We start from the raw sequence: 19,303 nt of genomic DNA, 5'->3' as shown, positions 1-19,303 counted from the left end.
GCCCCGTAGAGCACTACGTGCCAGCAACAAAAAAGCAACTGGGGGAGAGGGGAGCTGGCCGGTCACCTAAGCCGCCCCACTCACCCACCATTTCGGCAAAGAATGGAAGAACACCATGAACGCAGCACCCACACTGGAAATGCTCGACCCCACGACTTTGACTGTGGATATCAACGTCCGCAAAGACGCCGCCCTGACCGCTGACTTCATTGCCAGCGTCAAAGAACACGGCGTGATGGAACCCGTGATCGCGCACCGCAAGGACGACGGCACGGTGCATGTGCTGATGGGACAGCGCCGCACCCGCGCCGCCGTCGAAGCCCAGCGCCCTGAAATCCCGGTGATGATCATCGAGTCCCCGGAAGAGGCCGAACGGATCGTGACGCAGGTCGTGGAAAACATCCAGCGCGCCGAACTGACCGAAGCGGACGAGGCAGACGCCTACCACCAGCTATCCCTGATCGGTGTTTCGGCGGCATCGATCGCCAAGAGGACCGGACGGAAAAAGGCCGCCGTCGAGGGTGCGTTGAAGGCCAAGGCATCCGAGGCCGGGACCGCCGCCCTGGACCGGGGATGGAGCATCGAAACCGCTCTGATCATGGCCGAGTTTGAACAGGACGAAGCCGCGACGGCCGACCTTGAATCAGTTCTCATCGACGACCCCGACCAGCTGCTCCACGTCGCCCAGCGGTTGCGGGACCAGCGCGAAAGCGCCGCAGCCCTCGCCGCGCTGATCGCCGAACTCGAAGCCCAGGGTAAGACGACCGTGGAGGACGCCGGACACTACTCCGACGACGAGAACCTCTACGTCACCGCCGCCAAAAGGGAGGACGGGGAACCGGCCACCGAGGAGGACGCGAACGCCGTCCTGATCACCACGGACTACCGTGGCCAGCACCGAACCCACTCAGTTATCGCAGGCTGGAAGGACATGGGTTTCGTCCCGAAGTACGAACGCTACGACGGCGGCAGCAACGTCCAGAAAGGCCCGATGACCGAGGAACAGAAGGCCGACCGGAAAACCCTGATCGCCAATAACAGAGCGGCCGAGTCGGCCACCATCGTAAGGCGTGAGTTTGTCCGGAACCTGTTGGCGAAGAAGCAGGCGCCGAAGGGCTGGCAGCACTTCACCGCGTATGCGCTCACGCACCACCCTGCAACGGTCAGCGGCTATGACGGGAAGGTGGCCGCTGAGATGGTTGGAGCGAAGTCCGACGAGTCGGACCGGTGGGGATGGAACCCGCTGCGGGATCACGTAGCCGCGTCCACGGCCCGGCCTGAGTTCTCTTTGATCGCACTGGTGTGCGCCGGGTATGAGAAGACGATTGCAAAGGACTCATGGCGGTCCCCGTCACAAACGCACCGGGACTACCTGAACCAGTTGGTCGTGTGGGGATACACCGCAAGTGAGACCGAGCAAATGATTATCGACAGCGGCAAGCCAGCCGAAGAAACCGAAGCGGCATAAGACCCCTTGCCGGGCGGAACCCCCACCGCCCGGCAAGCCCCTGCACTACCCACCACAGGCAGAACCATGAACCTCCCGCAGGGCGGGCGGTCCGCCGCCCATGACGAACCAAGTTGCCACTCACCAGCGGCGGACCGCCATAAACGCGCCCACCCATCCTGAAAGTAAGTGCCGCGACTTCACGACAGTCCAACAACTTGTTCAGTTGTAATCATGCGTATGGCTTCAGCTAAGCTGAAGCCATAGATTTCCTTTTTTGCCGAAGGACACGAAGGGCCGGCTAACAAGCCGGCCCTTCGTGTTTAAGTCCGTCTTTCAAGAAAGTGGACCCTGCGCCGTTCCTGGTTGTGGTGATCCCCGCCAGTAGCTCGCTGGGAGCCCCCCTGTGCCTAAGAAGCCGGCCACACGGCCCCGGTTCCTGTGCCCTCCCACTCGCGGCCCGCACGGTAGATATGTGTCGTCCCGGCCGAAAAAGTCCCAACCGAGACGGTAGGGGAGACGGCAACGCCCAGGCCTGGACCATGGGAAACTTCGCCGGTATTTTCCCGCCCCTTATGGATGGAGGCTGTGCACGGCCACCGCTCGCGAAGGGCAAGGTGTGGAAGGTTGGTGACGTGGTGGTTGTGTGCAGCCGGTTCGGTGGGTCCTGTCGTCCACATGTGTGCGGGGCAAGCCCGGAGGAAATAGCTTGCGCCGTGCACATGCGGGCGAGGGGTGACGCTACCAGTTTTCGCTGGTTGTCCCGATCAGTTCCTTCTCACGTGCGGCATCATTAGCAGGCCTTGACTGGCGCGTCGTCCTAGTGCCCTTGGGACGCCCGCCGGCCTTCCTGGACGGTGCGTCCAACCCGAAGCCCCGCAGGTCAGATTCGGTCCAGTCGGCCCTGAGGGCTGCCTGGTAGTCCTTGGCATACTTCTGCTCTGCGGCTGTGAGCAACTGCACAGCTTCTTGCAGTTCAACGCTGCTGGCAGCAGCGGTCTTCACTGCATTGACTCTTGCGTCCCTGACGGCATCAATTTTCGCGGCCGCCTTTGCGGCAATGTTGTCGATATCCATGCGGACAGCCTAGTGGCTGAACGTGGCACCAGAAGCAAGGTTTTCCGGCGAGTTGCACAATTGGTGCCAAAACAGCCCAACGAAACCATGCGGAGCAAGCTATACATTTACACGGGTGTAAATGGTGTGTCGCTCACGGACCCTGCCGGGTTGGTGGGCGACACTGGCTTGTGGGTCCCCGGATATCGGGGTCGCTGCGCTAGGCCTTTTGGGAGGGGGATTGGAATGCCGGAAGAAGAAGGAAATACTGGCCGTCCGAACCTGTCCCGGCGGCGCCGGGCGAACAGTCCGGCCGGGTCGAAGAAGCGCCGTGACGTGTGGGTCACGGCGGAGGAAGAAGCAGCGCTCGTTGCCCGTGCCGAGCGGGAGAAAGTGACGGTCCCGAACCTGTTGGTGTCGACCGCTCTGGCGGAGGGTACTGATTCGCCGACGGAGCGGCGGGCCATCGGTGCCGAGTTGATGCAGTTGCATAACTTGTTGGCGCGTTCGTCGAACAACATCAACCAGCTCGCACGTCAGGCGAACGCGACGGGGGAGTTCCCCGTTGAGGCCCGTGAAGCGTTGAAGCATATCCGGTCGGTGGCGATGCGCATTGACCGGGCTATTGAGGGGTTGATGTGAGCGAATGATCCCGAACATCACCCGCGGTTCGCGGATGGCCGGCCTGATGGTTTATCTGGCCTCGACGGATACGGACAAGACGAAGAACGCGCACACCGACCCGCACTTGGTGGCCGGGGACGCGGCGGTCATGGCGTGGTACGACGACGGGGTCCTGGACCATGAGGATGCGGTCGCGATCGCGAAGCATTTGGATCAGCCACGGAAACTGTTCAGCGTTGAGGTCAGGGTCAAAGATTTTGGTTGGGATGCGGCGAAGAAGGAACGCGTTCACGTCGGGTACAAGGACGCGTCCGTGTGGCATTGCTCGCTGAGTTTGCGCGCCGAAGAGGGCGCCCTGACGGACCAGCAGTGGGGCGACATCGCCAACGACTTTGTCGACGCGATGGGCTTCACCGCGGCCAGCGGAAAAGCGCAGTGCCGGTGGGCGGCGATCAACCACGGCACGAGTGAGAACGGCAACCACCACATCCACATCGCCGTGTCCCTGGTTCGGGAAGACGGCACCAAAGCCTCCACCCACGGGGACTACAAACGAGCCCAGCAGACCTGCCGTGAGCTGGAGGTCAAGTACGGCCTCGAGCAACTGTCGGCCGTGTACGCGACCCGTGGTTATGACCGGGCCGAGAAGGCCACCGCTACCCGGGATGAGCGGGAGATGCATAGGGCGTCTTTGGCGCGGAAGGTCCGTGCCAGTGCCAGCGCCTCGGCCACCGAGGGGGAGTTCGTCCGCCGCGCCCGGGACACGGGCATGTTGCTCCGTCCGCGGTATGCGAAGAACACCACGGATGTCATCGTTGGGTACTCCGTTGCCGAACGGCCCAGGCCGGGGGAGCGGCCCATCTGGTTTGGTGGCGGCACACTCGCATCCGACCTGACACTGGGTGCGCTGCGGCAAGGTTGGATGGACTCGCCGCACGCCGCGAGTGAGGCCGCGGCCGAGTGGAACGCCGCGGCACGCAACAAGCGCACCGTCACCAGGACCGGACCCGAGAGGGCAACGCCGTCGCCGCAGGTGTGGGTGGAATACACCCGCAACGCGACCGCCCTGGCGGAGCAACTGCGCTCGGTCCCGCTAGATGATCACGCGACCTGGGCGAAAGCTGCGCGGGACGTTTCCGGGGCGTTCGCTGCGTGGTCCCACCGTCTCGAGCCCACGCCCGGGCCGTTGGCGGCCACCGCGGCTGAACTGTCCCGTACCGCGCAGCTCCGCGCACCACAGGTGCACACCAAGCCCGTGGCGTTGCCGTCCATTGCCGGCACGGCCATGCTGTTCCTGGCCGCCTCGTCCAAGAACAAGACAGCCGCGCAGGCTGCACTGATGGTGCAGCTGGCGAATATGGCGCACGCCATCTACCAGATGCATCAGCAATCCGGCCGGACACGGGAAGCTGAGAGGATCCGCGCCGTTGTCGCGACGCAGCTGAAGCCCTTTGCGGCCACCATGCCACGACCGGTTACCGTGGGCGGGCCGGCCCAGGCTCCGGAGCGTGGCCAGGACCGCAACCCCGTGGAGCTTGGCTTGCGTGGTCTGGCTCCGATCCGTCCCGGCTCCGCCGTTCCCGCGACGGCCATACCCGCCAAGACACCCACCGGGACAGGACGGGAATCCGGACCTGTACTTGACCGATAGAAACACCACTAGTGCGAGGGGAACACCATGAGTGAATCGGACGGAATGGACGACCTGCTGGACGGCGGACTGCGGCAATCGCTACTGATCGCGGCCCGTATTGCCGAAACACTGGCCCGACACCGGCAGGAAGCACAACGCCAACAGGAACACCACGACACCCAGGCGGCACACGAAGCCCAGGCACGCCTGGCAGCTGAGCGCAGCGCCGCCCACGCGGTGCTTGTCCCGGTGGAAAAGGACCAGTGGTGGGACAAGGCCCAGCCGTCCGATATCGCTACCGCGTACACCGTCGCTGAATCGTGGAAGGAGCACGACCCGACAGCACTTGCCGCATCGGAGAGGATCCATCAGGAAGTCCTGACACGCTACGGCATCGACACCCACGACGTCGGCCCCGACACCGAGTACCTGGAATCAGGTATCCATACCATCGCCACCGAAAAAGCACGCCAGGAAGCTCTGGCCCGCAGCCAGGAACAGACCCGTAAAGCTGCCGCCGAACACGAAAAAGCCATGCAGCTGCTCGCCGCCGCCCGCGCCGAAGAACTCCGTGCCCAGGCCGCGAAACTCGCACCCGAAATGGAACGGCACCATGTGCCAGTGGAATACCTTGCCAACCCCGAACTGGCACAAGCGCTCCAGCGGGCACACAACGCGAAAACCCCAAAAGCGCTGGAAGCCGCAGACGGCGCAATCAAAGAGCGCCTGTTCCTCATCAGCAAGGACGGAATCAACGGCCCCGACATCGACCAACTCCGTCGCGAAACCACCGCGAACGTCAACGGGGCACGGGAGGAACACTTCAAGGATCCTGCCTTCGTGGACGCCGCCAAGAACCTCCACGAGGCGAGACTCCTGGCCGAGGGCGGCTTCACTGGTGACAAGTGGGCGACCCAGGAGCAGCGGTACGGGCGGGCAGAGAAGGAACTCTTTGCCCGCATGGAAGGCGTAGGCCGAGAGATTGAAGAGCGCGTCACCGGCAACGACAGCGGCCGGCTCACAGACCGAGGGCTAAAGGCTGAGACGAGGTCGGCCGCCGGTTACGGCTCGGCCGAACGCCACAGCGCGTTTGCCGCATCACTGGCCACCACCGGCGCTAACGAGGGTCAGGTACGCGGACGGGTAGCAGCGGAACGCAGTGAAGCCACGCACCCCCGTGCAGGCCTCACCATAGGCAAAAAGGCCGCCAAAGCACGAAAGGCACCCACTGGGGCATCAAGAGGCGCCGAGCGAAGCAAGAACGGCCTGGGCCGGTAGCACTGCTGGCCGTCGTTCGATGGCTACGGGTACAAACCAGCCGTGGTCGCGGTGCTTGGGCTCCCGTGGCTCTGGCGTCTCGCGACCGTAAGCCTCGTTGGCGCCGGTGGTGGCCAGTCGCAGCGCGTCGGGCGAGCGGCTGGGTCCCGCCGCCACACCCGTGACAACTCCGCCGAACCAGGTTGACGGAATATAAGCTATCGGCTCTTTAATCCGATAGCAGAAGGGGCTATGGAAGCTCCCGATTCCACGGGGAAAGCCAGGGTTCTTCAGACGGAATCTGTGCCTACCGTGCGCGATACTTCCTGGTAATGCTGAGGCGCTGCAGTCAGCTGACGCATGATCCCACGCACTAGAACCAGGCGTGGACTTGAAAACAAGATCCTAAGCATGCTTATGCTGCTTGTAGCCGCGTGCGAACGGCTGCCAACCAGAGGAGGAAACACCATGGGATTGGGCGACAAGATTGAGAACGCCGCCGAGAAGGCCGGCGGTAAGGGCAAGGAAGCGGCAGGCGCTGCCACAGGCGATGAGAGCCTGCGGACCGAGGGCCAGGCCGACCAGGCCAAAGGCGATCTGAAGCAGGCCGGCGAGAAGGTCAAGGACGCCTTCAAGAAGGACTGACGAGACCACAGAGAAGGACGCGCCCAGCGAACGGGGCGCGTCCTTTTGTTTGCCCCGAACAGGAGCGGGTACGCGCCATTTCCGCCGTGTCAGCCGGAAGGCCCGGGCACCGGATGACGCCCACCCGAGGGTACTCCCCCTGGCTTATAGCGGCGAGTACCTAAACCCGAGGCGTGGCTCCGACCATAAGGCAGTAATTCACTCTGGCTTCGATGGCAGTTGACGAAATCCTTATATTATCGGCGTTTGAACGATCTGTGGGAGACGCGCGCATTAGCCCAGTAGGCGCTGGCGTTTGACAACGCCAGCGCCTACCAAAGGTTGTTATGTAGAGAAAGTGGCTCTCAGACTGTTAGTTCGTCAGTGCTTGTGTCGGAGTTTTGGGTTTCGGGTGTTGGGTGTCCATTGAGCGTTGTTAGGGCCAGTACTCCAGCGATGACGAGAATAGCGGCGGCGCCTAGCAACGCTGTACTGTATCCCGCTGTGAGGGCTGCCCCGGGGCTGACGCCGGCGTGTTCCTGCGGCACTGAGATGGTGGCCGCGACAGCGGCCAGTACGGCTAGGCCGAGAGCGACGCCGATCTGCTGGGCTGAGTTGAGCAGTGCCGAGGCGATGCCTGCCTTGTCCTGGTCAACGAGGTAAACGGCGGCCTGTGTGAGCGCAATGACGCCCAGGCCGAATCCGAGGGCGAGCACGAACATGGCTGGAGCCAAGTGGAGCCAGTAGCTGGCGTTCTCGGCGATGGCGGAAAACCAGAGCGCCGCGACGGCGCTGAGGAGTGCCCCGGTTGCAGCGACGAGGCGCGGCGCTATCTTCAGCAGAAGCTTCGGGGCGCTACCGGCGCCCAGTATGAGTCCGGCAGCGAATGGCAGCCAGGCGGCACCGGTCTGGAGCGGGTTGGGCTGCCAACCGCCCAACCTTCGATTCCATTCCTCCTGTTAGAGCCGGATGTCGGCAGACTCCCCCGGTTTCAGGGCGATGAGCAGATCGCTCAGCCCAGCGTCTGCAAAGAGTTTGCTGATCTGGTCCGCATTTTGGCTGAAATGTGCCCACGAATCCTCGTGCACTGGAACGACCTTTTTGGCTCCCATGATCTTGGCCGCTTCGAGGGCACGGTCATTGCTGAGAGTGATATACGCCCCGTCAGCAATCACATCGAATTTAGCGCCGCCGACGAAGAGCACAGCGATATCAATGGTTGGAAAACGGTCCGCGATTTCGCGCACGATATCGAGCTCGGAGTTGTCACCGCTGATGTACACCGTCGGCATGCCCTCCGCTTCGAGAACAAAGCCGATGACCGGACCAAGCGCGTCCCACACGCCCTCCGGGCCATGATGCGCCGGCACTGCCGTGATCTTCATCTGCCTGCCATCGGGAAGCGCCACGGTATGAACGTCGTAGTCGCTGATCCCCAGGACGTTGGGGCCAAAGCTCTCCGCGGCCTCCGTCGTTGTGAGGGCAAGCGGCACCATCGTGAGAAAACCCCGACCGGCCACGTCCAGATTGTCGATGTGCTCGTGGGAAGCGAGAGCCAGGTCAACTTGACCAAGCTCCTCGGGGGTGGCGCTCGGGCCGAGCTTCTTGGTAACGGGCCCGGCAATTGGGTGGTGGTAGACCTGGGGAGAATCAAAGGTCGGGTCAGTGATCATCCGGTAGCCGGCGATCTCGAGGAGCAGGGTCGGTCCTCCAACGAGGGTTACTTTGACGTCGTCCATAATTTCAGTCCTATCGGTTGGTGCGCCTGATTACGAGAAGTTCAGCTTTTGCTCATCATCTGAGCCGTGATGTCTTCCGCCCCGTGCAGGACGTAGACGAGCTTGCCCTCATCGTCGAACGCCGGGGCGTTCAGGGGCTGGAACCAGCGGGGCTCGAAAATTCCGTCCGAGTTCTCAATGTCATAGCGAACAGGCGGAAGAATGTCGATTTCTCCGGTCTCGACAACACGCTCGATGGAGCTTCGCAGAATCTCTGTTCCCTTCGCATCAGGGTTGTCCGGGTTGTCCGGAAAAGCGTCAAGGATATCCATGCCGACGATTCCCTCACGGCTCTTTCCCGTAGATGCAAGGAACGAGTCAGTGGCGGCGACAATCGTCCTGTCAGGGGCGACGATGATGTATTGGTTCGGCAGACTTTCGAAGATTCTCTGGAAGTCGGGGTTACGTGCATCTGAGGATGACACTTTCGGTTCCTTTCCTGATAAGCGACGTTTTCGCGTCTCGTAATGCCATTGGAGCAGCTGGCCGCGCCCCTAACTAGTGCAAGACATGGACCGGAACGTCCAGTTGCCTCGACCACGAAGCCGCGGGTGACCGTCAGCCTGGGCCATCTACGGCGAGGTGTCCCAGGCCAACTAGAGGCCGAAGGCGGTTCCGTGACCGTGTTCGAACACGAGGTTGGTCTGGGTGCCTGCGACGGCAGGATTCGAAGACAAGTGGTCCAGCACGAATTGACGGATGTGCTCAGTGTTTTTGGCCGTGATGTGGATCAAGAAATCGTCGGCACCGCCCAGTACGAAGAACTGCTTAATTTCGGGAAGGTCCCGCAACTCGTTACCGAAGGCGTTCATGAGGTGACGGGCACCAGGCCTAAGCCGCACGCTCACCAGGGCCTGGAGAGGCAAACCCATGGCTTCGGGTGCGACTTCGACGGTGAACCGCTTGATCACCCCCGACTCCTTGAGCGCCTTAAGGCGCGCAAGACAGGTTGACGGCGCAAGCCCCAGGGCTTCCGACAACGACTGATTGGTACGCCTCGAATTCTTGGACAACAGACCCAGAAGCCTCTGGTCGACTTCGTCCAGAGTCACCTGCTGCAGTTTCTGCGGGTCGGACACCATGTAACGCTCCTCACAACGCAGGAAGTGGCCAATAACTCCTATTTTGCCGCAGATTCTGCACGCAAAGTTGGATGTTTCGCAGTTTCTGTCATTCTTTTGCTCACAAACGTCAATCCCCTCAGAAAGCGTGAGCATGATCATCTCCGTCCCCAAGGAAATCAAGAACAACGAGTTCCGCGTGGCCATCACGGCTGCCGGCGTGCATGAATTCAAAGCAAACGGCCACGACGTGCTCGTGGAAACCGGTGCCGGCGCCGGTTCCGGCATTAGCGATCAGGAGTACGCACTCGCCGGAGCTGAGATCGTTCAGACTGCAGACGAGGTCTGGGCCCGAGCCGACATGGTGATGAAGGTTAAGGAACCCGTGGCGTCCGAATACCGCCACTTCCGCGAGGGACTGCTCCTTTTCACCTACCTTCACCTTGCCGCGGAGCCGGCACTCACTCAGGCGCTTGTCGACTCCGGCGTCACGGCCATCGCTTATGAGACGGTCCAGGAAGGCCGGGCGCTGCCGCTGCTCGCACCCATGTCCGAAGTGGCCGGCCGGCTCTCCGTTCAGGTCGGCGCGACCTCCCTTATGGCGCCCGCCGGCGGCAAAGGCGTGCTGCTCGGCGGCGTACCCGGCGTCCGCCCCGCGAAAGTGGTGGTCCTCGGTGCAGGTGTTGCCGGCACCAACGCCGCCGCCATGGCGCTGGGCCTCGGTGCCGACGTCACCATCCTGGACATCAACATCAACCGCCTGCGCGAACTCGACGCCCAGTACCAGGGCCGGCTCAAAACCGTGGCGTCGAACTCGTACGAGATCGAAAAGTCAGTGATCGATGCTGATCTCGTCATCGGCTCCGTTCTGATTCCGGGAGCGAAGGCTCCCAAGCTCGTCACCAACGACCTCGTGGCCCGGATGAAGCCCGGCTCGGTCCTGGTGGACATCGCGGTGGACCAGGGCGGCTGCTTCGAGGACACGCACCCCACCACGCATCAGGAACCCACGTACAAGGTTCACGAGACGATCTTCTACTGCGTGGCCAACATGCCCGGCGCTGTCCCGAACACCTCCACCTACGCGCTGACCAACGTCACGCTCCGCTACGCGGTTGCTTTGGCCAACTACGGCGTCAAGGGTGCTTTCGACCGGCTCCCCGCTTTGGCGGGCGGTCTGAACGTGGCGGCGGGAAAGGTCACCCACAAGTCTGTCAGCGATGCCCATGGACATGACCTCGCCGACTGGCAGGACCTCGTAACGGTTTAAAACAACGGCTGTGCCTGCCCGAGAGAAGGCAGGCACAGCCCGCTCCGCTCCATAGGAAGGGGACAGCATCAAATGGCATTTCACCTGCAACCCAAATGGCAGCCGCTGGTTGGCCAACTGGTCATCGTGAAACTTCTGGATAAGGAGATCCGCCGCGGAGTTGTCGATGCAGTAACCGACGATGATCAAATCCTGTGGCTCGACAGTGACGGCGCCGAGCCCCGCCGTCTCTTTCACCGGGCAGACGGTTTCAGGGTATGGGTCGACTATAGATGGGAAACCGACAGGGCCAGCCTCTGCCCTGGCTTCCAGCATGCTGCTGCACCATGAGGTGCGAACACTCCGCTGCGCCTGGACGCGTACAGCTTCCGGAACAGCTGCATGACGATAATGACTTAGCAAGAGCGATTACTCGGCTGCGCTCTGAAACAGTCCAGGATGAAGCGTCAGGCGTTCTTGTCACCTGGCACGGCCCCTGGTCCTACACCCTTGAGCTCAGCCACCAGATTCCTCCTGGACTCGTCTACGAGTGCGTCGCCCCTGAACAACTGAACTTCTCAGACTGATTCAGGACTCGTCTGACTGATCGAGCCCATCAGCGCCCCTCCCCTGGCGTTGGCGCGCCGACGGCGCCTCCAGCAGGCTGTCAACCTCAATGACGAGCCGACCGCGGTGTCCATCGTCCCCTCACGGATGGGCGCCAGGCACACAGCCGGCGCGAACGCTGTGCCAGCGGTACATGTCGATCATCTGTGCCGGCGCGAAAATGGTGGAAGAGGCGGTAAGCCGCTCCCATTCCTGGTGTGTCGGGAGCGGGACCCCGCCGGCCGTGTGCAACCTGGCAACGCGAAGGAACCCATGATGTCCGAACCTACTGTGGAAAGAGCAGATCTCGGCATGGCCTGGGCGGTGAAAGAGAGCTTTGTACAGTACGTGCAGTCTATGCGCGATGGACGCATACTCGTGCGCGAGGGTGCTGCCGTGACAAATACCCGGCAGTTCTATTTCCCGTTCAGAAGCCTGGATCATTCTGACGGGCACAACTTTGTGCTCCAGTTCGGTGGAGAGGCCCGCTTCCTCGCCCATCACGGGCTTATGTCGGTCTCGATTTGCAACCCAAAAATAATAGTCGGGCCCGACGGGGCATGCTTGTCCATCGAACAAGGAAACGAGATTGTGCACCTCGCCCATCTCGACTTGCCGGCGGTGTCCGTGGAAGACGGCATCAATATGTGGGCAAATGTCCCGGTAGCTCTGACCAGCGCAGGAGCGGCTGTTTTCGCAGATAGCTATTCAGCCGGAGAAACACTGGCTCCGCTGACCATGAGGGCACCATCCTTTGTGGAGGTATCCTGAACCCGTTCTGGGGTGAACTGGCGGTACCAGCTGGGACAAGGTCCTGGGCCTAGACATGAAGACGCCGTGCTTTGCCCCCGCTCCGTGCTGGTGGATCCGGGCACGAGGTACTGGCAAGGACCTGTTCCTGCCCGCAGACTCAATGAGTCCAGGGGCAGGAATCGCTGCATTGGCTAGTGTCCAACGTCCACCCCGCGGCCGCAGCGCCACCACGCACTGTTGGTTACTGAGTAGCCACCGTTGCCGTGGTTCGGACCAGGTGGGCGAAGCGTCGCGCCATCGCCTCGGTATGCTCCCTCACGATCTGGTCTTGTTTCTCGAATGCTTTCATTCCGCGGCCGGCCCGCTCCACGGCAACCGTGTCATTCTCATTGACTAGGGACAACCACTGGCGGTAGACCACCGGCGAGATCTCCGGGTGAAACTGAACTCCCCATGACATCTCGCCTACTCGAAAAGCCTGATGCGGATACTGGGCCGTCATCCCGAGCCATACTGCTGACGGCGGGAGTTGGTCGATCATGTCCCCATGCATGGCGCCTGCGAAGAAGGGATCCGGCAATCCGGCCATCAAGGGATCCTCGGCAGCATCGGGCCGTAATGCCACCTCGACGACCCCCGCTTCGAGGCCTTGGTCTCCTCTGGCCACGGTCCCGCCGAACGTCTGTGCCATCAACTGAGCTCCAAGGCAGATCCCTAGTGTCGGTTTCCTCTGGGTGGCGGCGGCCGCCATGAGGCGCCGGATGTCGGTAAGCCAGTGATAGGCATGGTCGTCCAATGAGCTCATGTCTCCGCCAAGAACCACCAGGGCGTCCTCCTGAATCACGTCCGGGATCACGTCACCACTGAAAGGCTGGATAATTCTGGTGGTTATTCCCTCATCGTGCAGCCAAACACCGAGCCGGTCCAGTGGGCAGTGGAAATCTGGCTGTATGACGAGTGCCTGCAGGGTACCGGTACCTCGGGGCAGGTTTGGCTGATTGGTCATTCTCGAATTCCTTATCGGGCGGTCAGGGTTTCAGCATGCGAAACCTGGGTTGTGAAGGGACGGTGGCATCCTGTGTGGTTAAGCCGGACACCGAAGCCCCATGGCCTTTAGTCCCCGGACCCAGGCGGACAACTTCAACGTAGCGAACAGCATGGCCGGGGTCGCAGTGCCGGTTGCACATTAAGATCCGAATGTGTGTGCCACAGCCTGGTGATCTTGGGATCATCCGAATATTTCCTCAGCGGACCCCGGCCGCTGTTGCCGTCATTGAAGAACAGTGCGGTGGCCTTCGCGCATAGCCAGTCGCGCAGCGATGCCCGTGGGCAGCCAGTCGCCGGCTTCTTCGAATGAATGACCGATGAGCTGCTCTACGCGCTGGAGCCGTTGCCGGAGTGTGTTGCGGTGGATGTGCAGCTTGGAGACCGTGTCGGCAATGGATCCTTTATTGGACAGGAGCATGGCGACGGTTTCGGCCAGCTGGGTTCCATTTTCCGCGTCGTAGCGCATGAGGGACCTGAGTTCGGCGAGCACGTCCCTGATCTCTGCAGACATCCCCTCCCCAACAAGGGGCAGTTCCTGCAGGTGTTCTATGTCGCTGAAAGAGGTGACCCGTCTCCCGGATGTCCTGCCTACCAGTTCTGTCCAGGCCAGTGCGGTTTCGGCGTCTGAGAGCGCTGGATGCAGAGAGGCGACGTCCCGCGCCAGGGGACCTACGCCGGCGAAAGCTGAGACGCCACGGTGTTCGTCGAGGTCAGAAAGAGTCGTCTCCAGCTTCGCCTTGATCTCTTCTCCGGAGCCGGAAGGGGTATCGATAAAGAGCAGGCTGAGGGGGCCTTCCGTGAAGACCAGGGATCGGGGGCCGGCCAGTTCCTGAAGGTAGGGGGCGATGCGTCTGGACACCGCGTCAGAGTCGAATTTCAGCCGTTTCACTCGCACCAGGACCGGCAGAGTGCGGCCCTTTGACCAGCCTGATTCCTCGAGAATGCGGGCGAATGTGCTCGTGCCGACGCTTCGGAGCAGGCGTGAAGCATGGGATGAGCCGACGGACTCCAGTTCTACTGCTTCAAAGAGGGCGGCCAGCTGAGAGCAAATGGCGCTGAGCCGATCGAGCTCTCTGGTGGAATAGCGGCGTGGACGATAGCACGTGACGATGCCCCGGGTGCTCGTCAGGCCAAAGGAGACAGATATCCGCTCGTGTCCGGCGAAGTTGGATTCAATGAATTCGGACGTTGCTGTTCGTGAGTGAGTGGTTCTAACTACGATTCCGCTTCGCTCGCCCTTGTCCATTGCGATGGCGGTGGGCGGCGATGTGGCTGCACCTCGCCCGAAATATTCAATGACGCAGCCGTCGGAGCTCATGTGCTTAAGAATCGCCTGGGTGGCCACTTGGGCGCATTGCAGGACGGAAGTGGCGGAGTTGATCGGGAAATCGACAAGGAAGTGCGCTGCTGCGGATTGGCGCCGCAAGTCATCAACTGTCTCAGCCTGCAGCAGGCCGCTGGCAAGCAGCACTCCCACCTCGTCAGCAATCAGCTTTGACTCCCAGGTGAAGGTTTCCTCCTCATATGACCAGAGGCTGAACACGCCAAGGAGGGTCCCGGTCGGTGCCACGATCGGGACAACCAGCATCGAATTGAAATCGTCTTCCTGCAGTTCGCTGATGCTGGCGAACCTCGGGTCCTGCTGAATGTTCTTGTTTAGGACAACCGACTGTTTGGTGAGCCCTGCCCAGCCAGTTACACCTTCGCCGAGGCGAAGGGTGATTCGTCCCATTTGCTGGCTTTGCACTCCAGGGGTGCCTGCGCGCATGACAAGGACTTGTTCCTGTTCATCCCACAGGTAGACGAAAACCCCTGCTGAGTTTGTTGCCCTGGCTACCAAGTCCACTGCTCTTTGAGCAAGCGCGAGTGGATCGGGTCCTTCCATCATGAGCTGCGTGAGCTCGGACAGGGTGTCTGCGCGAAGCTCTGCTATTTGGAGTTTGTGGCGATAGCCAGCGGGCAGGACCTCACTCGGTTGCGGGGCCGCAGGCTCAGCAGGGGGTTTCATCGTTTCAGCTTAGAAGGCTCATGCCCATGGAGGCCCGGCTGAACTGCCTTGGCGCGTTGACGCCGATCCAAGCCACGTCCTCCGCCGCAGATCCAATCCGGTACAAGGCGGCGTTGCGTTCCTCCGCAGCGTATACCTGTACAAGTTCACCTGCCGGCGGAAGCATTCCGTGCACCTGTACCTTTCGGCCGAACTGCTCCGTCCACCCGTACGGAGCCTGTTCCAGTTCGCTGGAGTCGAAGCCTGCAAAGTATTCAGCCAAGGCTGCGCCATGACGTTGGGCCTGGGTCCAACTCTCGAACCGCCGAAAGGTTCCGTCCTCAGCCCGCCGGGCCGAAACGTCTCCGATAGCGAAGATCCCGTCGGCGATTTCACCACTGGTCAGCAGGGCTTTCCCGTCCGCAGTGCAACGGACTCCGTTGGAAATGTCGAGCTCGCTGTAGGTCAGCCATTCGGTGTGGGGGCGTGCGCCGACAGCGCTGATAACCAGGTCCGCGTGCAGGTCCAGGCCGCTGACCCGGACCGTCCACTGCGCATCCGTTTTCTGAATGGATTCCACAGCAACCCCAAAATGAGTTACGACACCGGCCTGATGCATCCATGCCTTCGCTTCCTCACCCAGATGTCCTGAAAAGAAGCGCTGCATTGGTTGCGGAGCCAAATCCACTACCGTGACGGCAAGCCCACGCTGGGCGAGTGTAGATGCCAGTTCCGCACCAATGGTTCCGGCGCCGATGATGATCGCACTGGAAGCTCCTGCATCCACGGCGCTGCGCAGGGCAAGGGCGTCCTGCGCGGTTCTTAGGCTGAGAACGCCCGCTGGCTCGTTCGGCAGCCGGATTGAGCCGGCTCCTGTGGAGATGACGACGGCGTCAGCGGCTACTTCTCCGAGCTTGTCCGTCAGGACAGTCCGCTTGTCGGTGAGCAGCCCGATGGCCTTTGCCTTGAGGATCGGCGTAGCCTCCGGCCACCACTCGGCCGGTTCGACGGGACCGGTGCCAAGAAGGAATTGCTTGGACAGCGGGGGCCGGTCGTAGGGCGCGTTCGGGTCTGAATCAATGACGATAAATTCGCCTGCAAAGCCCAGCTCGCGGCTGCGTTCAATCAGCATCGCCGAAGCAACCGAAGCGCCAATGACCGCAACCCGGTCTGGCAGATGTGTCACGATGCCGAAACCTCTGATGCTTTCTCGCCGGCCTCGGCCGTTTCCCGTTCAAGGATCGCCCGTTCGGGGCAGTTCCGGATGGCCTTGCGGACGTTGGGTTCATCGCCGCTGTTTTCGCGGCCAGGAATAACGTGCGCGTAGCCTTCCTCGTCGATCTCAAAGGTTTCGGGTGCCAGAGCCCAGCACCGGGCGTGGCCTTGGCAACGCCCTCCGTCGACCCAAAGTTCTCCCATGGTGATCAAGCTCCAATCTTGAGGGTAAGCGGGCCGACGCCGTGCCACGGTTCGTCGTCGTTTGCCCGTTCGAAGTGAGGGACAGCCTTCAGGAATTCCTCCATGGCGATAACCATTTCGGCGCGGCCAAGGTTCGAGCCGAGGCACCGGTGGATCCCTCCGCCGAAGGCCAGGTGGCGGTTGTCTTCACGGTCGATCTTGATGTCGTTGGGTTCTTCGTAGACCTCCGGGTCACGGTTGCCCGCGCCGAAGACGAGCACAACGCGTTCGCCAGCCTTGATTTCCTGGCCCCGGACAACTGTGTCCTTCTTCGCGGTGCGGGCCATGGCCTGGACCGGGGAGAGGGTCCGCAGGAATTCTTCGGCTGCGGTGGGGATCAGGTCCGGGTCTTCCCGCAACTGCTGCTGGGCCTGCGGGTTGCCGGCCAGGTACCAGAGGGCGGAACGGATCGCCCAGGCGGTCGTGTCGAGCCCGGCCAGGAAGAGGAGGTAGCAGTACGACAGCAGCTCTTCCCGCGTGAGCTTCCGGCCTTTTACTTCCGCTTTCAGGAGCTGGGTGATCAGGTCATTGCTGGCGTCCGCTTCCGGTCCGGCCTTTTCCCGTTCGTCGAGAAGGCGGTCGAAGTAGTCGTTGAGTTCGCGTCCGGCCGCGTATGCGGTTTCCGGATGCGCGGTCCGCTCATAGATGATTTCGTCGATCCACCGGTCGAAGATTGGCCAGTCCTGTTCCGGATATCCGGCCAGGCGGCTGAAGATAATGGTCGGCATCGGGCGGGCAAGCTTTGCCGAGACATCAACGACGTCTCCGGCTGTGAGGACTTCCTGGCACAGCTGCTGGGCGGTCTCCCGCATTCCGGGTGTCAGCTTTGAGATGTTCATGGGGGTGAACATCGGCAGCAGGATTTTGCGGAAGTCAGCGTGGGTCGGGGGATCGATGTCGATAGGAATGAGGGGGACGTCAGTGCCGAACGCCGGGAGGAGCATTGAGGGTCCGACAGCGAAGGTGTCGGGGTCCTGCTCGGCGTTGAAGATATCTTCGCTCTTGGTGATGTACCAAAAGCCTCCATACTTGTTACTGTGCCCGACAGGTCCGTTGGCTAGGATGTCCTGGTATTCGTCGAAAATGTTGTCGAGCGACCGTCCGTGGAAGTCAAAGTCTGACTTGTTGTGGCTGAGTCCCCGCTCAGTTTCTGTGCTCATGAGAATTGCTCCTGAAGTGGTTTCTGTGACTGTGCGTACGCTGCGGCCTTCTCCACGAGATCGACGAAGAGGGCCTTCTGGGCTTCGTGGTAGTCGACCATGTGCTCGGGATGCCATTGGACTCCGATGAGGCGGGCATCGTCGGCTTCAATTGCTTCGATAACGTCGCCTTCCCGTCCCACGACACGAAGGCCTGTTCCGAGCTTTCCCAAGCCCTGGTGGTGGTAGCTGTTCACGGGAATGGTCAGGTCTTTGGCGATCCGGGCAAGTTCGGAACCGGGCTCCAGTTGTACCTGGTGCCATGGTTCATGAGAGGGATGGTCCTGCCAGTGCCCCCTGTCCGGGCTTACTTCCTGGACGAGGTTTCCGCCTCGAATAACGTTGACTAGCTGCATCCCCCGGCAAGTGGCCAGGATGGGCAGGCCGCGGAGCATGGCCTCGTTGTAAAGCTCGATTTCGAAGTCGTCCCTGATGTCGCACACGTCATAGACCGTCTCGGCCGGGTCCTCCCCATACAGCCGGGGGCTGATGTCACCGCCGCCGGTGAGGATCAGCCCGTCGAATCCTTCAAGCGCCGCATCGGGGATCGTTGCCGTGGACGGAAGAATGGCGGGACGGCCGCCTGCGGCAAGCACGCCGTTGGCGTAGGCCATGTTCTGGACCGTTGAAGGCATCGGGCCAAAGGCGGTATCGACGGTCTGCCGGGCCGCGGAAATGGCAATAAGGGGCGCCCGCATGTCAGTAAACCAGCCAACCGCCGTCGACGTGGATGGTGGTACCGGTCACCCAGCTGGCCTCGTCGCTGGCCAGGAACGCGACTGCGTTGGCAACGTCGGAGGGCCGTCCGATTCGTCCGAGCGGCGTGCGGTCGAGCAGGAACTTCACGGCGTCCTGGTTCTCCAGCACGGACTTGGTGAATGGGGTCTCGATGAAGCCGGGGGCGACAGCGTTGACGCGGATTTTGGAAGCTGCGGTTTCGATGGCCAAAGCCTTCGTGAACATAAGAAGTGCACCCTTGGATGCGTTGTAGTGGACCTGGGGGTGTCCGCTGCTGGCGATGACGATGTGGGCCTCGACAGAGGTGATGTTGACGATGGCACTGGTTGAATCGTCGCCCCGGGCGGCAGCGCCCTTCTCCAGCAGCGGCCGTGCGGCCTGGCTGACCAGGAACGGTCCGGTGGAGTTCACGGCGAAGACCTGGTCCCATTCCGCTACGCTCACGTCGTCGAAGTTGCTGCCCTTGACGATTCCTGCGTTGTTGACGAGGGTGTCGAGCCGGCCGAATTTTGCGTCGATCTCGGCCATGCCGCTGCGGACCGAGGCTTCGTCGGCGACGTCCATAACAACAGGCACCATTTCCGGGTGCTGGCCGATCAGACGTTCGAGCGCGGCCTCGTCACGGTCCAGGGCTACGACGGTGGCGCCCTCCTTGAGGAGCTTTTCTGCGATGGCAAGGCCGTTTCCGGACGCGGCTCCGGTGACTGCAGCTATCTTTCCGGGGTGAGTGGTCATTGGGTGCTTCTTTCTGAGTATTTAAAAAATGGAAATGGAGCTCTTAGCGCT

20 protein-coding genes are annotated in these 19,303 nt (G+C 61.7%); 8 read left to right on the top strand and 12 right to left on the bottom strand.

Translation table 11 applies throughout. The features are described from left to right. Positions 1-115 precede the first annotated feature (115 nt). A complete protein-coding gene (locus AC3A4Z_RS22195) occupies positions 116-1,468 on the top strand; it encodes a ParB/RepB/Spo0J family partition protein (RefSeq protein ID WP_419202643.1) in 1,353 nt (450 codons plus the stop codon). Between the two features lie 720 nt (positions 1,469-2,188). On the opposite strand, the gene AC3A4Z_RS22190 is transcribed toward AC3A4Z_RS22195, so the two are convergent. Continuing rightward, positions 2,189-2,524 (bottom strand): hypothetical protein, encoded by a 336-nt coding sequence (locus AC3A4Z_RS22190; RefSeq protein WP_207597849.1) that lies wholly within the window; start codon positions 2,522-2,524, stop codon positions 2,189-2,191. A 225-nt stretch (positions 2,525-2,749) separates the two neighbouring features. Between AC3A4Z_RS22190 and mobC the strand changes: the two genes are divergently transcribed. From mobC to AC3A4Z_RS22170, 4 genes are all read left to right on the top strand, one after another. After that, on the top strand, positions 2,750-3,145 hold the full coding sequence (gene mobC, locus AC3A4Z_RS22185; RefSeq protein ID WP_419202642.1) for a plasmid mobilization relaxosome protein MobC: 396 nt from the start codon (positions 2,750-2,752) through the stop codon (positions 3,143-3,145). 4 nt (positions 3,146-3,149) lie between these two features. Next, complete coding sequence (locus tag AC3A4Z_RS22180; protein WP_419202641.1) at positions 3,150-4,778, top strand: relaxase/mobilization nuclease domain-containing protein; 1,629 nt, start codon at positions 3,150-3,152, stop codon at positions 4,776-4,778. 27 nt (positions 4,779-4,805) lie between these two features. Next, the gene (locus tag AC3A4Z_RS22175) at positions 4,806-6,038 is read left to right on the top strand and encodes a hypothetical protein (RefSeq protein ID WP_207597850.1); all 1,233 of its coding nucleotides are present in this window, start codon (positions 4,806-4,808) and stop codon (positions 6,036-6,038) included. A 447-nt stretch (positions 6,039-6,485) separates the two neighbouring features. Next, positions 6,486-6,662, top strand: coding sequence for a CsbD family protein (locus tag AC3A4Z_RS22170; protein WP_137320645.1), 177 nt, complete (start codon positions 6,486-6,488; stop codon positions 6,660-6,662). Between the two features lie 344 nt (positions 6,663-7,006). On the opposite strand, the gene AC3A4Z_RS22165 is transcribed toward AC3A4Z_RS22170, so the two are convergent. From AC3A4Z_RS22165 to AC3A4Z_RS22150, 4 genes are all read right to left on the bottom strand, one after another. Continuing rightward, positions 7,007-7,579 carry an MFS transporter gene (locus AC3A4Z_RS22165; RefSeq protein WP_419202640.1) on the bottom strand — a complete coding sequence of 191 codons (573 nt, stop codon included), beginning with the start codon at positions 7,577-7,579 and terminating at the stop codon, positions 7,007-7,009. Between the two features lie 21 nt (positions 7,580-7,600). Further along, positions 7,601-8,380, bottom strand: a complete 780-nt coding sequence (locus AC3A4Z_RS22160) for an MBL fold metallo-hydrolase (RefSeq protein WP_079598570.1) — start codon at positions 8,378-8,380, stop codon at positions 7,601-7,603. A 41-nt stretch (positions 8,381-8,421) separates the two neighbouring features. Further along, complete coding sequence (locus tag AC3A4Z_RS22155) at positions 8,422-8,844, bottom strand: PAS domain S-box protein (protein WP_159636051.1); 423 nt, start codon at positions 8,842-8,844, stop codon at positions 8,422-8,424. A 171-nt stretch (positions 8,845-9,015) separates the two neighbouring features. Then, positions 9,016-9,501: an Lrp/AsnC family transcriptional regulator gene (locus AC3A4Z_RS22150; RefSeq protein ID WP_166843131.1), complete on the bottom strand. Its 486-nt coding sequence runs from the start codon at positions 9,499-9,501 to the stop codon at positions 9,016-9,018. Between the two features lie 133 nt (positions 9,502-9,634). Between AC3A4Z_RS22150 and ald the strand changes: the two genes are divergently transcribed. The 3 genes from ald (at position 9,635) to AC3A4Z_RS22135 (ending at position 12,106) form a co-directional block, all read left to right on the top strand. Continuing rightward, the gene (gene ald / locus AC3A4Z_RS22145; protein ID WP_159636054.1) at positions 9,635-10,750 is read left to right on the top strand and encodes an alanine dehydrogenase; all 1,116 of its coding nucleotides are present in this window, start codon (positions 9,635-9,637) and stop codon (positions 10,748-10,750) included. Positions 10,751-10,822: 72 nt separating this feature from the next. Next, positions 10,823-11,080, top strand: a complete 258-nt coding sequence (locus tag AC3A4Z_RS22140) for a hypothetical protein (RefSeq protein WP_159636057.1) — start codon at positions 10,823-10,825, stop codon at positions 11,078-11,080. A 528-nt stretch (positions 11,081-11,608) separates the two neighbouring features. Next, the gene (locus tag AC3A4Z_RS22135; RefSeq protein ID WP_207597852.1) at positions 11,609-12,106 is read left to right on the top strand and encodes an HtaA domain-containing protein; all 498 of its coding nucleotides are present in this window, start codon (positions 11,609-11,611) and stop codon (positions 12,104-12,106) included. A gap of 223 nt (positions 12,107-12,329) precedes the next feature. Here AC3A4Z_RS22135 and AC3A4Z_RS22130 read toward each other — a convergent pair whose 3' ends face one another. The 7 genes from AC3A4Z_RS22130 to AC3A4Z_RS22100 all read right to left on the bottom strand — a co-directional run bounded on the left by AC3A4Z_RS22130 (position 12,330) and on the right by AC3A4Z_RS22100 (position 19,252). After that, on the bottom strand, positions 12,330-13,094 hold the full coding sequence (locus tag AC3A4Z_RS22130; protein WP_419202639.1) for a type 1 glutamine amidotransferase: 765 nt from the start codon (positions 13,092-13,094) through the stop codon (positions 12,330-12,332). A 264-nt stretch (positions 13,095-13,358) separates the two neighbouring features. Then, a complete protein-coding gene (locus tag AC3A4Z_RS22125; RefSeq protein ID WP_498714393.1) occupies positions 13,359-15,020 on the bottom strand; it encodes a helix-turn-helix domain-containing protein in 1,662 nt (553 codons plus the stop codon). Positions 15,021-15,147: 127 nt separating this feature from the next. Further along, a complete protein-coding gene (locus tag AC3A4Z_RS22120) occupies positions 15,148-16,308 on the bottom strand; it encodes an NAD(P)/FAD-dependent oxidoreductase (protein WP_419202637.1) in 1,161 nt (386 codons plus the stop codon). Further along, positions 16,305-16,541: a ferredoxin gene (locus AC3A4Z_RS22115; RefSeq protein WP_142059642.1), complete on the bottom strand. Its 237-nt coding sequence runs from the start codon at positions 16,539-16,541 to the stop codon at positions 16,305-16,307. The genes AC3A4Z_RS22120 and AC3A4Z_RS22115 overlap by 4 nt, the downstream gene beginning before the upstream one ends. Before the next feature lie 5 nt (positions 16,542-16,546). Next, positions 16,547-17,740, bottom strand: a complete 1,194-nt coding sequence (locus AC3A4Z_RS22110) for a cytochrome P450 (protein WP_056331965.1) — start codon at positions 17,738-17,740, stop codon at positions 16,547-16,549. Continuing rightward, positions 17,737-18,477 (bottom strand): gamma-glutamyl-gamma-aminobutyrate hydrolase family protein, encoded by a 741-nt coding sequence (locus AC3A4Z_RS22105; protein ID WP_419202636.1) that lies wholly within the window; start codon positions 18,475-18,477, stop codon positions 17,737-17,739. The genes AC3A4Z_RS22110 and AC3A4Z_RS22105 overlap by 4 nt, the downstream gene beginning before the upstream one ends. Before the next feature lies 1 nt (position 18,478). Then, the gene (locus AC3A4Z_RS22100; RefSeq protein ID WP_011777266.1) at positions 18,479-19,252 is read right to left on the bottom strand and encodes an SDR family NAD(P)-dependent oxidoreductase; all 774 of its coding nucleotides are present in this window, start codon (positions 19,250-19,252) and stop codon (positions 18,479-18,481) included. Between the last annotated feature and the right edge of the window lie 51 nt (positions 19,253-19,303).

Source organism: Arthrobacter sp. Soil_C_49 (genome assembly GCF_057656635.1).
This window is presented reverse-complemented; position numbering and strand designations above follow the sequence as displayed.

Excerpts from the sequence above, each read along its gene's own strand:
- AC3A4Z_RS22195 (WP_419202643.1), top strand. The coding sequence starts at position 116 with ATGAACGCAGCACCCACACTGGAAATGCTCGACCCCACGACTTTGACT.
- AC3A4Z_RS22190 (WP_207597849.1), bottom strand. The coding sequence starts at position 2,524 with ATGGATATCGACAACATTGCCGCAAAGGCGGCCGCGAAAATTGATGCC.
- mobC (WP_419202642.1), top strand. The coding sequence starts at position 2,750 with ATGCCGGAAGAAGAAGGAAATACTGGCCGTCCGAACCTGTCCCGGCGG.
- AC3A4Z_RS22180 (WP_419202641.1), top strand. The coding sequence starts at position 3,150 with ATGATCCCGAACATCACCCGCGGTTCGCGGATGGCCGGCCTGATGGTT.
- AC3A4Z_RS22175 (WP_207597850.1), top strand. The coding sequence starts at position 4,806 with ATGAGTGAATCGGACGGAATGGACGACCTGCTGGACGGCGGACTGCGG.
- AC3A4Z_RS22170 (WP_137320645.1), top strand. The coding sequence starts at position 6,486 with ATGGGATTGGGCGACAAGATTGAGAACGCCGCCGAGAAGGCCGGCGGT.
- AC3A4Z_RS22160 (WP_079598570.1), bottom strand. The coding sequence starts at position 8,380 with ATGGACGACGTCAAAGTAACCCTCGTTGGAGGACCGACCCTGCTCCTC.
- AC3A4Z_RS22150 (WP_166843131.1), bottom strand. The coding sequence starts at position 9,501 with ATGGTGTCCGACCCGCAGAAACTGCAGCAGGTGACTCTGGACGAAGTC.
- ald (WP_159636054.1), top strand. The coding sequence starts at position 9,635 with ATGATCATCTCCGTCCCCAAGGAAATCAAGAACAACGAGTTCCGCGTG.
- AC3A4Z_RS22140 (WP_159636057.1), top strand. The coding sequence starts at position 10,823 with ATGGCATTTCACCTGCAACCCAAATGGCAGCCGCTGGTTGGCCAACTG.
- AC3A4Z_RS22135 (WP_207597852.1), top strand. The coding sequence starts at position 11,609 with ATGATGTCCGAACCTACTGTGGAAAGAGCAGATCTCGGCATGGCCTGG.
- AC3A4Z_RS22130 (WP_419202639.1), bottom strand. The coding sequence starts at position 13,094 with ATGACCAATCAGCCAAACCTGCCCCGAGGTACCGGTACCCTGCAGGCA.
- AC3A4Z_RS22125 (WP_498714393.1), bottom strand. The coding sequence starts at position 15,020 with ATGGAAGGACCCGATCCACTCGCGCTTGCTCAAAGAGCAGTGGACTTG.
- AC3A4Z_RS22115 (WP_142059642.1), bottom strand. The coding sequence starts at position 16,541 with ATGGGAGAACTTTGGGTCGACGGAGGGCGTTGCCAAGGCCACGCCCGG.
- AC3A4Z_RS22110 (WP_056331965.1), bottom strand. The coding sequence starts at position 17,740 with ATGAGCACAGAAACTGAGCGGGGACTCAGCCACAACAAGTCAGACTTT.
- AC3A4Z_RS22105 (WP_419202636.1), bottom strand. The coding sequence starts at position 18,477 with ATGCGGGCGCCCCTTATTGCCATTTCCGCGGCCCGGCAGACCGTCGAT.
- AC3A4Z_RS22100 (WP_011777266.1), bottom strand. The coding sequence starts at position 19,252 with ATGACCACTCACCCCGGAAAGATAGCTGCAGTCACCGGAGCCGCGTCC.